This window comes from Vibrio sp. 10N.247.311.13 (assembly GCF_041467595.1).
Classification (GTDB): Bacteria; Pseudomonadota; Gammaproteobacteria; order Enterobacterales; family Vibrionaceae; genus Vibrio; species Vibrio crassostreae_C.
Genome location: NZ_JBFSUX010000068.1, coordinates 1 through 14462 on the forward strand (window position 1 = coordinate 1; position 14462 = coordinate 14462).

The 14462-nt window shown below is 46.2% G+C and carries 13 protein-coding genes; 3 read left to right on the forward strand and 10 right to left on the reverse strand.

Going from position 1 to position 14462, the window contains the following annotated elements; genetic code table 11:
• Positions 1–105: 105 nt before the first annotated feature.
• Together AB6E52_RS19995 and AB6E52_RS20000 are read right to left on the reverse strand one after the other, a co-directional pair.
• Complete coding sequence (locus AB6E52_RS19995) at positions 106–1896, reverse strand: aminopeptidase P family protein (protein ID WP_102320438.1); 1791 nt, start codon at positions 1894–1896, stop codon at positions 106–108.
• A gap of 122 nt (positions 1897–2018) precedes the next feature.
• Positions 2019–2960, reverse strand: coding sequence for a LysR substrate-binding domain-containing protein (locus tag AB6E52_RS20000; RefSeq protein WP_017061320.1), 942 nt, complete (start codon positions 2958–2960; stop codon positions 2019–2021).
• Positions 2961–3061: 101 nt separating this feature from the next.
• Here AB6E52_RS20000 and AB6E52_RS20005 point away from each other — a divergent pair, with 101 nt between their 5' ends.
• Positions 3062–4261, forward strand: coding sequence for a multidrug effflux MFS transporter (locus tag AB6E52_RS20005; RefSeq protein WP_198594316.1), 1200 nt, complete (start codon positions 3062–3064; stop codon positions 4259–4261).
• A gap of 102 nt (positions 4262–4363) precedes the next feature.
• Positions 4364–4645, forward strand: coding sequence for a hypothetical protein (locus AB6E52_RS20010; protein WP_009848181.1), 282 nt, complete (start codon positions 4364–4366; stop codon positions 4643–4645).
• 99 nt (positions 4646–4744) lie between these two features.
• On the opposite strand, the gene AB6E52_RS20015 is transcribed toward AB6E52_RS20010, so the two are convergent.
• The 4 genes from AB6E52_RS20015 to AB6E52_RS20030 form a co-directional block, all read right to left on the reverse strand.
• On the reverse strand, positions 4745–5203 hold the full coding sequence (locus tag AB6E52_RS20015) for a DoxX family protein (RefSeq protein WP_017061322.1): 459 nt from the start codon (positions 5201–5203) through the stop codon (positions 4745–4747).
• Between the two features lies 1 nt (position 5204).
• Entirely contained in the window at positions 5205–5972 is a 768-nt protein-coding gene (locus AB6E52_RS20020) for a DNA-binding domain-containing protein (RefSeq protein ID WP_017061323.1), read from the reverse strand.
• The gene (locus AB6E52_RS20025; RefSeq protein ID WP_017061324.1) at positions 5969–6829 is read right to left on the reverse strand and encodes a DUF692 domain-containing protein; all 861 of its coding nucleotides are present in this window, start codon (positions 6827–6829) and stop codon (positions 5969–5971) included. The genes AB6E52_RS20020 and AB6E52_RS20025 overlap by 4 nt, the downstream gene beginning before the upstream one ends.
• A gap of 64 nt (positions 6830–6893) precedes the next feature.
• Entirely contained in the window at positions 6894–7154 is a 261-nt protein-coding gene (locus AB6E52_RS20030) for a DUF2282 domain-containing protein (protein ID WP_004736650.1), read from the reverse strand.
• A 264-nt stretch (positions 7155–7418) separates the two neighbouring features.
• Here AB6E52_RS20030 and uvrD point away from each other — a divergent pair, with 264 nt between their 5' ends.
• Complete coding sequence (gene uvrD / locus AB6E52_RS20035) at positions 7419–9593, forward strand: DNA helicase II (protein WP_017103327.1); 2175 nt, start codon at positions 7419–7421, stop codon at positions 9591–9593.
• A gap of 121 nt (positions 9594–9714) precedes the next feature.
• Here uvrD and tpx read toward each other — a convergent pair whose 3' ends face one another.
• The 4 genes from tpx to AB6E52_RS20055 all read right to left on the reverse strand — a co-directional run bounded on the left by tpx (position 9715) and on the right by AB6E52_RS20055 (position 14411).
• Complete coding sequence (tpx, locus tag AB6E52_RS20040; RefSeq protein WP_017061326.1) at positions 9715–10212, reverse strand: thiol peroxidase; 498 nt, start codon at positions 10210–10212, stop codon at positions 9715–9717.
• A gap of 794 nt (positions 10213–11006) precedes the next feature.
• Positions 11007–12764, reverse strand: a complete 1758-nt coding sequence (gene ggt, locus AB6E52_RS20045) for a gamma-glutamyltransferase (protein ID WP_017062985.1) — start codon at positions 12762–12764, stop codon at positions 11007–11009.
• A 91-nt stretch (positions 12765–12855) separates the two neighbouring features.
• Positions 12856–13518: a LysE family translocator gene (locus AB6E52_RS20050; RefSeq protein ID WP_017061328.1), complete on the reverse strand. Its 663-nt coding sequence runs from the start codon at positions 13516–13518 to the stop codon at positions 12856–12858.
• Between the two features lie 98 nt (positions 13519–13616).
• Positions 13617–14411 carry an AraC family transcriptional regulator gene (locus tag AB6E52_RS20055; RefSeq protein WP_102320440.1) on the reverse strand — a complete coding sequence of 265 codons (795 nt, stop codon included), beginning with the start codon at positions 14409–14411 and terminating at the stop codon, positions 13617–13619.
• Positions 14412–14462 lie beyond the last annotated feature (51 nt).

Below are 14462 nucleotides of genomic sequence, written 5' to 3' on the forward strand. Positions count from 1 at the left end.
GGGGATTATCTGCTAACTGCAGGATCGTTCAAGTCTTCTTAAACGATCGGCATTATACCCTAAGGTGGCCGTTTTTCATTTCATTAAGTTTGAATTAGCTAAGCATTAAGCATGAGCAAGTGGAGTGGTTGATTGGCGTAACCATTCCAATGTATCACCTTCAACTAATGGGCTAACATCGTTCCATACTTTCTGGTGGTAATCATTAAGCCATGCAAGTTCAGGTCGTGTCAGTAAATCGACGTTGATGTTGCGCTTATCGATAGGGCAACGTGTTAGCGACTCAAACGTTAGTACTGAGAAGTCACCTTGAGTTGGCAGCTCAACCACCAGTTCTAGGTTTTCGATACGGATACCAAATTCATCTGCACGGTAGTAACCCGGCTCGTTTGATAACACCATGCCTTCAACAAGAGGTACATCGATTAGCTTCTTAGAGATGCTTTGCGGACCTTCATGAACACTTAGGAAATGACCAACACCGTGACCAGTACCGTGGTCGTAGTCGAAGCCTTCTGCCCATAAGTGTTGGCGAGCTAGAATATCAAGTTGGAAACCACGAGTACCCTGTGGGAAACGTGCACGCGCGATACCGATGTGACCTTTAAGCGCTAACGTGAACTGCTGGATCATTTCGTCGCTTGGCTGGCCAATCGCGATAGTTCGAGTGATGTCGGTTGTACCATCTAGGTACTGACCGCCTGAATCGACTAGGTAAAGAGTATTCATCTCTAACTGACCTGGTTCAGGTTGGTTCTCGTGGTTGTAGTGACACATTGCTGCGTTGCCGCCTGCTGCTGAAATCGTGTCAAAACTTAGGTCCATCAGCGTTGGGTCTTGTTCGCGGAATGATTGAACTTTGTCTGCTAGCACAGCTTCATTGTGCAGATTACCTTGCGTGACTTCTGCATCAATCCAAGATAGGAACTTCGCCATCGCAACACCATCACGAATGTGACACGCTTTCATGCCGGCAATTTCAGTTTCATTCTTTGCTGCTTTTGGCATTAGGCATGGGTCTGCTGCTTCAATGATATGAGCACCAGAGTTTTGTAGAACCAGCGTGTACCAAGCGTTACTGGTACCTGAATCGACAGATACATTTTTGCCTTCCAAAGATTGAAGGTGTGCTTCAAGCTCTGATGGGTGAGATACGCGAATACCATTGCCAACGTGTGCTTCAAAGCCCGTAGGAATACGAGCTGGGTCTAGGAAGAAGTCGACGCTTTCATCGGCGTGGATGATCGCATTGGATAACACAACAGGTAGGCGAGATACGTCCAAGCCGCGAATGTTAAGCAACCAACAGATCGAATCGAGTTCCGTAAGGATAGCGGCATCAGCACCTTTGGCTTTTAGTAAGCCAGCAATCTCCGCACGTTTGCTTTCACTTGATTGGCCTACTGCGTCTGTTGCCATTAAGCGAACATCAGATACCACCTGCTCAGGACGATCAGACCAAAGCTCATCAATTGGATTCGAAGATAGTGTTGTTAGTTCAACTTTCTCTGCCAGTTTAGCTTGAGCGCCTTTCAACCAAGCAGCAGTGTGCATGCGTGGGTCGAATGCAACCTTGCTGCCTTGTGCTAGAGAACTGGTGATCCAATCTAAAGCCGGCTCTTCAATAAGGTGGCGATACTCAAATAACTCTGCTGGTACCTGCTTACGAACCTGAACCGTGTAGCGACCATCAACAAAAATAGCAGCGTTCTCACGAGTGATAACTGCCGCACCAGCAGAGCCAGTGAAACCTGTTAACCAGTGAAGTCGCTCGTTATGAGCAGGAACGTATTCACCTAGATATTCGTCTTCATGTGGAATGATAACGGCATCTAGGTTGTTTGTTTCAAGCCAAGCTCGAACCGCAGCAACGCGTTCAGCAGTGATATTGTGCATCTGTGTTTATCCTTATTGTTAGGGTCCTTGTTAACACTCACAGTCGATATACATGCGAGGGGACTTATTAGGTCAATAAGCTAGCGCTTTTGTTCGTTTGCTGCAAACGCTGTACGCCATTTTTACCTAAGGTGCAGAGTTTTTTCTTTGATGATATCTCGTAGCCAAGTTAACGCTGGGTCATTTTCTCTGTCACGGTGCCAAAACAGAGTGTATGCCATCGGTGGGAATTCCATCGGTAAAGGGACAACCACTAAGTCGAGTTGCTTGGCGACGAGGTAAGTAAAGTGGCTTGGTGCAGTAAATACAAAGTCGGTGTAGGTACATAGGCTTGCGGCGCTATTGAAGTCTGGAACAGAAATAGCGATATCACGTTGGTGACCAAGGTCGGCAAGCTTATAGTCGAGCAGCCAACGATCGTTACCATCACATCTTACTTGTACATGACGCTGTGCAAGGTAGGTTTCCAGATCCCATTTGCCATTCAGAGCGGGGTGGTTGCGTCTTAGCACACACATCTGCGCGTCACGGTAGATCTCTTGCTCGCAAATATCATCTGGCGGCAGCATAGTTAAACGTGCGTCGTTGATGTCGATGTCTTTACCTGTGAGTCCGATATCGAGCTCACCGAGCTGCAGCTTCTTAAAGGTTTGCTCCGTCCAAGCGTGGGTGTTGATATTCACCTTAGGGGCTTGTCGAAATATCGCTGGTAAAAAGTGGGGAAGAATAAGTGGGTAAACGCTCTCAACAGCCGCAATGTGAAAACTGTGGTCACTGTTGTTGGGAATGAAGGTCTCTGGTTGGGTGAGCACATCAAGTTGGTTGATCAGCGTTTCTAATCGAGGTTTGAGAAAGACCGCCTTTGGTGTTGGTCGCAGACCATGAGCACTTCGCGTGAAAAGGGGATCATTAAATTGCTCACGAAGTTTGGCCAATGACTTACTAACCGCTGACTGGCTTAGGCACAATCGGTGGGCGGTGCGAGTCACACTTAGCTCTTCCATCAGCACCTGCAAGCAAACTAATAGATTGAGGTCGAGGCGCGATAGTTTCTCAATATTCATATGAGTTTCCTATTTGGAATAATGCTAATGAGTATATGCCATTTTTGTTCATATCTTTAGTTGGTTATTATGCACCTAAATTAACTCATTCGGAGAATCTTGTGCCTTCTAACGCGCTTCCAACCCCTAGTAAACTGCAGGTTGCTTTATTGGCAATGTTGGTTTTATTTAGCCCTCTGGCTATTGATATCTACCTACCAGCTCTGCCACAAATTTCGACAGCGTTTCACGTGGAACATGCACTAGCACAAGATACGATTACCTGGTTTTTATTCGCCATGGGTGTCGGGCAATTATTTGCTGGCCCTTTGGCTGATAAGCTAGGACGTCGAACCGTTGCATTGGGAGGTGTTAGTATCTATGCATTGAGTGCTTGCTTGGCGTGGGCAGCTCAATCGATTGATATGATGCTAATGGCTCGGCTGCTACAAGGCTTAGGAGCTTGTGCGACTTCTGTAGCAGCCTTTGCAACGGTTCGCGATCTATTTGGCCCGGAGAAGAGTGGCCGTATGATCAGCTACCTTAATGGTGCAATCTGTTTTATTCCTGCTTTGGCACCCATTCTTGGCGCTTGGTTAACACATCAATTTGGTTGGCGCTCGAACTTTAGCTTTATGGCAGGCTTTGCTGTCGTTGTTGGCACTATCTTATTCTTCCAAATGAAAGAGTCTAACCCTGCGACAGAAAAGGTTGCGGTATTCAAGCTTGAGCGATACTGGTCAGTATTGAAAACACCATCATTCCTTTTCCACGCAACCTTGTGTCTGATGGCGATGGCGGTTATTCTCGCTTATGTAACCTCTGCACCAGTTGTGTTGATGGAAAACCTAGGCCTGACCATGAAAGAGTTTACTTTCTGGTTTGGTGTTAATGCGGCCATCAACATTGCAGCTGCGTTTACTGCACCTAAATTTATGGACCGTTTTGGTACCTATAAAGCACTGGTGGTTGGTATCTCGACGCTGGGCTTAGCGGGTGTGATTATGTTGGTGCTTGCTGAGCACGCGACTCCAATCGCGTTCATGCTACCGATCTTCTTATCGTCGGTTGGCTTTGCTTGGATTCTTGGTGCTGCGGCGGGTAAAGCTCTGGAACCTTTCGGTGACCGTGCGGGCACCGCAGCTGCGTTACTAGGCTTGTTCCAAATGAGTGGTTCAGGACTTCTTGTGGGTACCATGCAACGTCTTGATTTAACGTCGCAAGTGATGATCGCGTTGCAAATGTTCCTGATTGTTCCTGCATTACTAGTGCTTGCGAGCAAGGCGGGTAAGTCTTGGCACGCAACGTTTGCTAAGGCATAAGTTACAAGGGTGACAAAATATACAAATGGCGGTTTTCGAAACGTTAAAACATGGTATATTTGTCACTCATTGAAACGTTAGTCCCCAACGGAAAATACTGTAATGTCATTAACAACCTACGAAATGGCGCGCGTCTTAGAACAAATGGAAGATGCACCTGAAAAGGTCATGTTTGGTAAACTGCTTAAAGAGCTAGGCAACCAAAGTGAAGAGCGTATTCGCAGTGCGGCAAAACAAGTTCCAATCGATACTTTGCGAGATATCATTTACCAATTTCAGCGTGTGGTAGAGTCTCGTAAGGGTGAGCAGGTTCAGCTATTGGCAAAAGAACTTGCAGAGCAAGGCATCTCTGCTGAAGAGCTACAAGCTTTTCTAAATAAGTAAGCTTATCCCAGTTAAAAAAGAAACCACTCAATTGAGTGGTTTCTTGCGTTTGGGCTGTAGCATTTAGCTTTAGCAGTTCAAAAGAGGTGAAAACTTATTTTAATTCCTGAACTGCGCTTTCAAAACTCTATCAAGTGAGAATGGTCCTGCGCCCCACACGACAACGATAAGAATCATTAACCCCCAAAGCTGATGATCGTAGAAGCCTTGATCCCACAATACAGGGTAAGACACGACAGCAATGATATTGAAAACAAACAACACCGCAGCCATAGGTCGTGTTAATAAACCGAGCGCTAAAAACATCGGTAGAATTAACTCAGCGGCAGTGCCCATGTAAGCAGCCAATTCCCAAGGTAGCAGTGGCACTTGGTATTCCAATTCAAACAAGTAAAGCGTGCTATCCCAAGTAGCTATCTTGGTGAGTCCAGAATTAAAGAATACCCACGCCACCCAAAGGCGACAAAATAGTAGAAGCACTGGAACAAAAAGTGCCTGTGATTTCTCAATCAAACTGTCGTATTGAGCCATCATGTTCGTGACCGTGTTGTTATCCATGTTATGCCTCCAATTCGGCATTGATTGAAAAACCTGAGATGACGTTTAGCGCCATAACAGTATTCAGATGTTGTAGTAATAAAGGATCGATTGCTGAGAGTGTTCGACCTGATTGCAATTCAGTGAGGAGTTGGTGGCTCTCTTCACTCAAACTATGGCTCTCAACCTGTGAATTCTCAGCTCGGATTAACACCCCAAATTCAGCTTGGTTGATGTCTAGCCCATCAAGTTGCTGCTGATAGATGGCGTGTTCAAGCGCGATAATCGTGTAACTAGAATGAATCAGTGTTATTGAATCTTTGAGATGAAAGACTAAAGCGCCTTGTTGCTCTTGTGGTACATCTGCAAGGCAAGAAAGAGGTCTCTGGTCGACATGTGCTTGTGACGAAAACCTTACCAAGCTATCTTTCTGCCATTCATACAAAGCCACTTCACCGAGATAAGGTGCAGCCTCAATAACGGCAGGAAAGGCTTGGATAGTCTGTTCAAAGTGTTCACCGTAACCACTGACATCACCAGAGGTCGATGGATAATGTAAGACATGTTGACGAGCCATCTGTTGGAAGCACTCTTCACCAACCAACATTTCAGTGAGTGGGTAGGTTGCTGCCAGAACTTCGCTCAAGCTGATCACAAAGTTATTACGGTAAATCTGGATGCGTTGTTCATCGGTAAAATGGTCGCTCACTATGTCGCAGTACTCACCATTGTTTTGATAGCGTAGGGCGTTAGCAAACTCCAATTGAACCTCTGCTAGGGAGTGGCTCATGAGGCGCGACTCCTTTGGTTGAACTTGTCGTGTTGATACAAGATATCACTGGCTTTGGTTGCTTCAGCCAATAAAACTTGTGGCTCTGGGATATCGAGATCCCACTCAATCAAGGTATGGCGCAAACCATGTTGTGCAACCCAGTCAGTGTAGAGTTTCCACACTTCGTCACAGACAGGTTTACTGTGTGTGTCTATCCAGATCTCACCTTGTTCAAGCTTCTTTTTGGTAAAACCTGCCAAGTGAATCTCTTCAACTTTGTCTGCTGGTATTCCGTTTAAGTACTCTTCACAACTAAAGCCATGATTAAAAGATGAGACGAAAATATTATTGAAATCGAGCAGTAGGCGACACTCAGTACGCTTTTGTACCTCAGCCAAAAACTCCCACTCAGGAATAGTAGAATGCTTGAAGGATAGGTAGCTCGATGGGTTCTCAATCAACATCGGGCGTTGCAAGCTGTCTTGAACCTCGATGACATTACGACAGAAGACTTCCAATGCTTCTTCTGTGTAAGGCAGCGGTAGCAAGTCATTGAAGTAATGACCACCTGTCTGACTCCAACTGAGATGATCAGAAACCAAGAAGGGTTCGATATCATCAATGAGCTCTTTTAATTGCACAAGATGATGTTGATTGATGCGCTCAACAGAACCTAGCGACAACCCAACACCGTGACAACTGATGTTGTGTGCGTGACGAATTTCTCTGAGTTGTTGTCGTTGCGGTGATTGAGCTAAGAAGTAGTTCTCGCTGTGAACTTCTAACCAACTTACTAAGGCTGGATTTTGGCTAAAGAAGTCCAAGTGCGGTGTTCTAAGGCCAACCCCTGCGTAGGGGTGAAGAGTTTGAGTCACAACGATTCTCCTAACAAGAAGTGGAGGTGAGCTGAATGTCAGCTCACCATACTAAGCAGCTCAATTATGATGATTGAGTGTTACCACCTGATAATTTGCCACATAGCCCTTTAGGTACGACTACGAACGCATCGGATTGGTTGTCTTCTTTTGCTGTACCCGCACATGAGCTTGTTTTGGTTGCACAATCATTTTGGCCAGCTTTTGCCACGCCGTAGCATTTTTCTTTTGCTGCTGCTTCCGCAGGTGCTGATGTAAGAACTGCACCGCCGAACGCTAGTACACTTGTGATTGCAGCTGTAACAGCAAGATTAGAATTTTTCATAGTCATTCCCTCTAGGACTTAATAGTATTTTCATATCGCAGGTTAATGGATTGTTAACTTGCTTACTAAAAAGGATTGGAACAACCGGGAAATAATTTCACGGTATTATAAAAATTATCAATATTAATGATGTTTCATCTATTAAGTTATTGAATTAATGATGTTAATTTTTGATTGTTTTTTCTTCTTATTATCCTAAACGCAGCCTAGTGTTTAGGTTATAATCAGCTTTTATGTATAAATACCCAGTAGTGAGCATATACAATGATAGATCCTTCGCTTTTACTCGATGGCCTAAACGATAAACAACGTGAGGCGGTCGCAGCACCTTTAGAAAACCTACTTATTCTGGCAGGTGCTGGCAGTGGTAAAACGCGAGTGTTGGTGCATCGCATCGCTTGGCTGCAAAGTGTAGAGCAAGCATCGCCGTTCTCTATCATGTCGGTTACCTTCACCAACAAAGCGGCAGCAGAGATGCGTGGTCGTATTGAAGAGTTGATGATGGGTAGCTCGTCAGGCATGTGGAACGGTACCTTCCACGGTATTTGTCACCGCATCCTTCGTGCTCACTACCTAGATGCAAAACTGCCAGAAGATTTCCAGATCATTGATTCAGATGATCAGATTCGTTTGCTACGTCGTTTAATCAAGGCGCAAAACCTTGATGAAAAGCAGTGGCCTGCCAAGCAAGCTTCTTGGTGGATCAATGGCAAGAAAGACGAGGGATTACGCCCAAATCACATCGACGCCTACCATGATCCAATAACTCAAACGTGGTTAAAGATCTATTCTGCTTACCAAGAAGCATGTGACCGTGCTGGCTTGGTCGACTTTGCGGAAATCTTGTTGAGATCGCATGAACTATTGCGCGATAAGAAACACATCCGCGAGCACTACCAAGCTCGCTTTAAGCACATTCTTGTCGACGAATTTCAAGATACCAACAACATCCAATATGCTTGGCTACGTATGATGGCAGGCCCAGATTGTCGCGTGATGATCGTAGGCGATGATGACCAATCTATCTATGGTTGGCGTGGTGCGAAGATCGAAAATATTCAGAAGTTCCTGGATGAATTCCCAGGAGCTTCAACGGTTCGACTCGAACAAAACTACCGTTCAACTAAAACCATTCTGCAGGCGTCGAACGAGCTTATCTCGAACAACACTGAACGTATGGGTAAAGAGTTGTGGACCGATGGTAACGATGGCGAGCCAATCTCTGTGTACTCAGCATACAACGAGCTCGATGAAGCGCGTTTCACGGTCAGCAAAATCAAAGAGTGGCAAGAGAAAGGCGGTGCGTTAGAAGATACCGCGATGCTTTATCGTAATAACGCCCAATCTCGTGTTCTTGAAGAAGCTTTGATCCAAGGTGGTCTACCTTACCGAATCTACGGCGGCATGCGATTCTTCGAGCGTCAAGAAATCAGAGACGCCTTGAGCTACATGCGCCTCATGAGCAACCGCAGTAATGATGCCGCGTTTGAACGTGTGGTTAATACGCCAACGCGTGGCTTGGGTGATAAAACGTTAGAAACGATTCGTCTTGCTGCTCGTGATCGTGGTGCAACCATGTGGGAAGCCAGTGTTGCTTTGATAGAAGAGCAAGTGCTACCCGGTCGTGCTGCGGGCGCATTAAGTCGTTTTATCGAGCTGATTAATGCGCTTGAAGATGACACGTTGGAACTTAGCCTGCATGAACAAACCGACCACGTGATTAAATCGTCGGGTCTGTTTGCTATGTACGAGCAAGAGAAGGGTGAGAAGTCGAAGGCACGTATCGAGAACTTGGAAGAATTGGTAACGGCAACGCGCCAGTTTGAAAAGCCGGAAGAAGCGGATGAGATGAGCATGCTGACGGCGTTCTTAACTCACGCAGCTTTGGAAGCGGGTGAAGGTCAGGCCGATGAGTTTGACGATGCGGTTCAGTTAATGACTTTGCACAGTGCTAAAGGCCTAGAGTTTCCAATGGTGTTCATGGTGGGTGTCGAAGAAGGCATGTTCCCAAGCCAGATGTCGGCCGAAGAAGCGGGGCGTTTAGAAGAAGAGCGTCGCCTGTGTTACGTAGGCATGACCCGTGCGATGGAGAAGCTTTACATCACTTATGCTGAGATGCGTCGTCTGTACGGTCAGGACAAATATCATAAGCCATCACGTTTTATTCGTGAGCTGCCAGAAACCTGTCTGGATGAAGTGCGTATGAAAGCGCAAGTCAGCCGCCCTGCAAGCAGTGGTCGCTTTAGCCAAACCGCTGTGAAAGAGAACTTCAATGAAACAGGCTTTAGCTTGGGCTCTCGCGTGAAGCACCCTAAGTTTGGTGAAGGCACCATCATCAACTTCGAAGGAAGTGGCCCACAAAGCCGAGTTCAAGTGGCGTTTAATGGTGAAGGGATTAAGTGGTTAGTAACGGCTTACGCGCGTTTAGAGCAGCTTTAATCTATTACTTCAGCATCTAATAACCGTTCATTATTGAAAACAAAAAGAGCAGCCAATGGCTGCTCTTTTTTATTGCGTACCGCTTTAAGCGGTCATAATACATGACTGACTAGAAGGGATCTTACAGTGCTTCAAGTGCCGCTTCGTAGTTTGGTTCTTCAGTGATCTCTGCAACCAACTCACTGTGTGTTACCACACCCTTTTCATCAACAACGACAACTGCACGTGTTGTTAGGCTTGCTAGTGGACCTTCAGCAATCGCTACGCCGTAGTCTGATGCGAATGTAGGAGAACGGAAAGTTGAAGCGTGTTGAACGCCTTCAATGCCTTCTAGTTCGCAGAAGCGACCTGCAGCAAATGGTAGGTCAGCAGAAATACAAACAACCACCGTGTTCTCAAGCTCTGCCGCTTTTGCGTTGAACGTACGTACGCTCGTTGCACAAGTTGCTGTGTCGATGCTTGGGAAGATGTTTAGAACCACTTTCTTGCCTGCAAGAGAAGCAAGAGTCAGTTCAGAAAGATCGCCTGCAGTTAGTGCAAAGCTTGGTGCTTGTTCGCCAGTTTGTGGGAATGTGCCAGTTAGCGGTACAGCAGCGCCTTTGAAGGTAACGTGTGACATGAATTTGTCCTTAGTTTACTTATGGTTATGAAACTAGTTGAGCCTAGTAAGACTTACGTTACTCGGAAGTGGCTAAGAAGTGAATTATTTAAATGTCAGAATTGTAATCAAAGGTCTTTGATTTATTTGCTTGAGAGGGAATAAATGAAGCGGCAGATAAAGAAAAACCCCGAGAGCTTGCGCTCATCGGGGTCTATAGTCTTACTCGCAGCAATCCGGCTACTAAGTGTGCTCCATGCATCAAATCCATGATAGTGTGCTGTTATCCTTCAGCGTATTCCTTTCGTCGCCTTCCTAGCGGTGTCCTTGATCTTATCCTGATCTGCCAACAATCCTCGTTAGCGCGCGTCACTTGTTCCTTGAGCGGTGTCCTTTACATCATCCTGATGTTCAGTCCTTTCCTCGTCCAGAGGTGTCCATTGTCTTTCCTTAGTAGCAACCATCCTAGTTACTATTGCGTCCATTCAATGTCCATTTCGCTATCCATGCCGATTATTCATCCTGAGTAATCGAATCTTCATCCTGAAGATAACCAAGTCCTTGGCGTTTCCTGTTCCGTGTCAGCATCCTTCCGACACCATTCATATTACCGATTCCTTATTTATCAGCAATGGTGCATAAGCGAATTTCTATATAATTATTTGAATGATAAACGTACGTATTGTTTATTTTCAGTTGGTTACGATATCTTGGTGCTTAATTTCGCAGTTAAATATCGATATTTACTCACTGCCTTGTGAGAGATCTCGCACAAGACAGGGAGTAAAAAGGGAGTAAAAAGGGAGTATTTTCTCTTATTGGCCGATAGCCGCACCTTCACGACGAGGGTCTGCAGCACCTTCTAACCCGTCTTTTGTGATGCGAATAGCGTGTAAACCCGAGTTAAGATCGCGAACGTTGACCTCAAATCCCATCTTTTCTAGCTCAGGTTTGAAGTTTTCCGCTGATGTTCCTTTTTCCAAATCTAAGGTACCGAAGCGATTTAGGAAGTGTGGTTGGTTGATCGCTTGTTGGATATCCATGTCCCATTGGGTGTGAGCAATGATCGCTTGTGCCACATAACCGATGATACGGCTGCCTCCCGGAGAGCCAATTGCCATGTAAGGTTTATCGTCTTGCATGATGATGGTCGGTGCCATTGAAGAACGTGGGCGCTTACCCGGTTCAAGTCGGTTCGCGATAGGTTTGCCATCGTTATGAGTCTTGAATGAGAAGTCGGTTAGTTCGTTATTGAGTAGGAAACCTCTAACCATCAAACGTGAGCCAAAGGCATTCTCAATAGTGGTAGTCATCGATACGACATTGCCATCACTATCGACAATGTTGAAGTGGCTGGTGGACGGCAACTCAATAGAAACATCTTGGCTTCTCTGCATCGCATGATCCCACGGTGGGGTGCCTGAAGGTGCGCTGTCTAATGCCTTACCTGCGGTAATTAACTGAGCACGCTCCTGCAAATAGTCAGTATTCACTAACCCTTGGGTTGGCATAGGCACATAATCTTGGTCTGCCATGTACATACCACGGTCTGCAAAGGCTAAGCGAGAAGCGTCTGCTAACACTTGCCAAGATTTTGCGTCGTTTGGCCCCCATGATTTGAGGTCAAACTGCTCAGTCATTGCAAGGATTTGTCCAACCGTTAACGCACCAGAGCTTGGTGGCCCCATTCCGCAAATATCGTAGCTTTCATAAGCAGAACAAACCGGTTCGCGCTGCTTGATCGAATAGGCGTCGAAATCTTTCTGTGCCAATACGCCCGGGTTACCTTTCGCTGTTTGTACTGTGTTAATGATGTCGGCAGAAATCTCACCTTGGTAGAAAGCTTTAGCACCATCCTTGGAGATAGCGTGTAACGTTGCCGCGTATTCAGGGTTCTTAAGTTGCGTGCCAGCGGCTTTTGGGCTGCCATCGGCATTGAAGAAGTAGGCTTTAGTTGTCGCAAAGCGGCTCAGACGTTCTTGGTCGTTTTCGATCAAGGTGGCTAAACGTGGGCTGATAGTAAAACCTTCTTCAGCTAACTGAGCGATAGGTTTAATCAGTGATGCCCATTCGAGCTTGCCGTATTTCTGGTGAGTGTCCCACAGCAATTGCACCGTGCCCGGCGTGGCAACAGAACGACCGCCAACCACGGCATCATAGAATTTAAGCGGTTGTCCGTTTTCGTCTTGGAATAGACGTGGGGTGGCATCAAGTGGCGCAGTTTCACGGCCATCGTAGGTCTTGAGCTGTTTGTCTTTGCCATCAAAATAGACAAGGAACGCGCCGCCACCAATACCTGATGACTGAGGTTCCACTAAGCCAAGCATAAGCTGCACGGCAACCATGGCGTCAATTGCGTTACCACCACGGGCAAGTACATCAGCACCGGCTTGTGTTGCAAGAGGGTTGGCTGCGGTGACCATCCAATCGTTGGCTTTAACGAGTTGTTTGGTTTCTAAACCACTACTTTGTTCGGGTGCGACGGAATCGGCAGCTTGATTTGCCCAACTGACGTGAGAGGCAAAAAGTAGCGTAGAAGTGGCGAGGGTTGTTAGTTTTGTTTTCCACTGCATGATCTTCTCCTTTTAATATGCAGAGCTAGATTGGCAGCGGAAAGATTAGATAGCCAGTGCGTTGTTAACGAATTGTAATCTTGATTCGAATTTAAGCGATTAAACCGGACAGCGACTGCCAAAGAATACTCGCGCCAATCAGGCTGAATACCACGCCACATAAGCCATCGATGTATACCGTTGCTTCGCTGAGCTTCTTCTGTAGAGCCTTAGTCGAAAGCATCCACGCCAGTAGTGAAAACCAAAACAGAGACAGACCAAACAGGATAATAAGCGCAAAGCCTTTACCTGATAGAGACATGTCGGCAGGCACTAAGCTCGACATCAAGCTAATAAAGAACACCAAAGCTTTTGGGTTGAGAATATTGGTCGCAAACCCTTTCGAAAATGCCTGACGCTTGTTGGTCAGAATCAGATCTTTGGCATTGACGGTATCGTCGTCATCGTCGTGGTTCTGAATGATTTGCCAGGTTGCTTTAAGTGCACCGTAGCCTAAGTACAGCAAGTAGCTACCGCCAGCCAACTGGATAATGGCAAATAGGGTTGGTTGCTGGTGGACTAGGTAACTGATTCCCGTCAGGCTGAGCAACGAATGCAGTAAGATCCCGCAAGATAAACCAAGCGCAATGTACAAGCCTGTTTGTCTGCCGTGGCGTGTCGCATTTTGCACGACTAACGCAAAGTCAGGGCCGGGGCTCATCAAAGCGATGAAATGGATAGAGGCGAGGGTGATCAGTATGGTGACTTCGTTCATGTCAGTTCTCAATAACGTTGCCGCTATTATTAAATAAGTAATCGTATTGAGCGTAGCTTACCGCGATTTGAAATCGAGCAATTGTAAATTATCAACACTTAGTTGATTTGTGAGGGTGGTACGCCGAATGTGGTTTTGAATGCCTTGGAGAAGTGTGCTTGATCATAGAAGCCTACTTGGTGCGCGACTTTAGTACCACAAATCCCAGATTTAATCAGGCGCATGCTCTGTTCCATACGTAAACGGCTCAGCCACGCGTAAGGGGTGATGCCCATTCTGTTCTTAAAGTGGCGTTGGAATTGAGTTGTGGTTAAGCCGCACAGCTCAGACAGTTGTTCTAATCGCACTGGCTGGTCCAAATTCGCCATCAAATAGTCTTTTAGCGTGTTAACCGATTGAGTACCAAGCTGTACTTGAGTTTTCGATCCAAACTGAGCGTAACGATCGACGATCGTCGAGAATCCCTCGAATGGTAAGCAATCTTGAGCGAGTTGGCTGATGTCTTGATTGATTAACAGACCGTGCAAGTTGCGTAATTGTAAAAATGCAGCTTGATCGGAGAGGATCAACTCAGAAAAGCCCAATGTGTGACCATTTTGCTTGGGATCGGCAAGATCTTGAAACCATTCGGGAGAAACTGCAAACACACTGACTTGATAACCTGAATCGAGTTTGGAGTGCCCATCATGCAGCTCATCAGGTGGCATGATAACAACTTGGCCTGCACCGACATGGTGGCTCGCCCCTTTGTAGGCGAACTTTTGCTGCCCTTGGGTAATTAAGCCGATGTGAAAGTCCAAATGATAGTGGCGTTGAAAGGCAAACTCTTGGTATTGAGCTTGGATCAGGCTGATATCTTCTGTTGGGGTAGAGTAGTAGTGGACTTTATCCATGGTACAAAAAAGCTTGGTCAAATAGTCATCAATTCAACCAAGCTTATCTGC

What these genes read in the sequence shown, in the direction of transcription:
- AB6E52_RS19995 (WP_102320438.1), bottom strand. Translation starts at nt 1,896, where the DNA reads ATGCACAATATCACTGCTGAACGCGTTGCTGCGGTTCGAGCTTGGCTT.
- AB6E52_RS20000 (WP_017061320.1), bottom strand. Translation starts at nt 2,960, where the DNA reads ATGAATATTGAGAAACTATCGCGCCTCGACCTCAATCTATTAGTTTGC.
- AB6E52_RS20010 (WP_009848181.1), top strand. Translation starts at nt 4,364, where the DNA reads ATGTCATTAACAACCTACGAAATGGCGCGCGTCTTAGAACAAATGGAA.
- AB6E52_RS20015 (WP_017061322.1), bottom strand. Translation starts at nt 5,203, where the DNA reads ATGGATAACAACACGGTCACGAACATGATGGCTCAATACGACAGTTTG.
- AB6E52_RS20020 (WP_017061323.1), bottom strand. Translation starts at nt 5,972, where the DNA reads ATGAGCCACTCCCTAGCAGAGGTTCAATTGGAGTTTGCTAACGCCCTA.
- AB6E52_RS20030 (WP_004736650.1), bottom strand. Translation starts at nt 7,154, where the DNA reads ATGAAAAATTCTAATCTTGCTGTTACAGCTGCAATCACAAGTGTACTA.
- uvrD (WP_017103327.1), top strand. Translation starts at nt 7,419, where the DNA reads ATGATAGATCCTTCGCTTTTACTCGATGGCCTAAACGATAAACAACGT.
- tpx (WP_017061326.1), bottom strand. Translation starts at nt 10,212, where the DNA reads ATGTCACACGTTACCTTCAAAGGCGCTGCTGTACCGCTAACTGGCACA.
- ggt (WP_017062985.1), bottom strand. Translation starts at nt 12,764, where the DNA reads ATGCAGTGGAAAACAAAACTAACAACCCTCGCCACTTCTACGCTACTT.
- AB6E52_RS20050 (WP_017061328.1), bottom strand. Translation starts at nt 13,518, where the DNA reads ATGAACGAAGTCACCATACTGATCACCCTCGCCTCTATCCATTTCATC.
- AB6E52_RS20055 (WP_102320440.1), bottom strand. Translation starts at nt 14,411, where the DNA reads ATGGATAAAGTCCACTACTACTCTACCCCAACAGAAGATATCAGCCTG.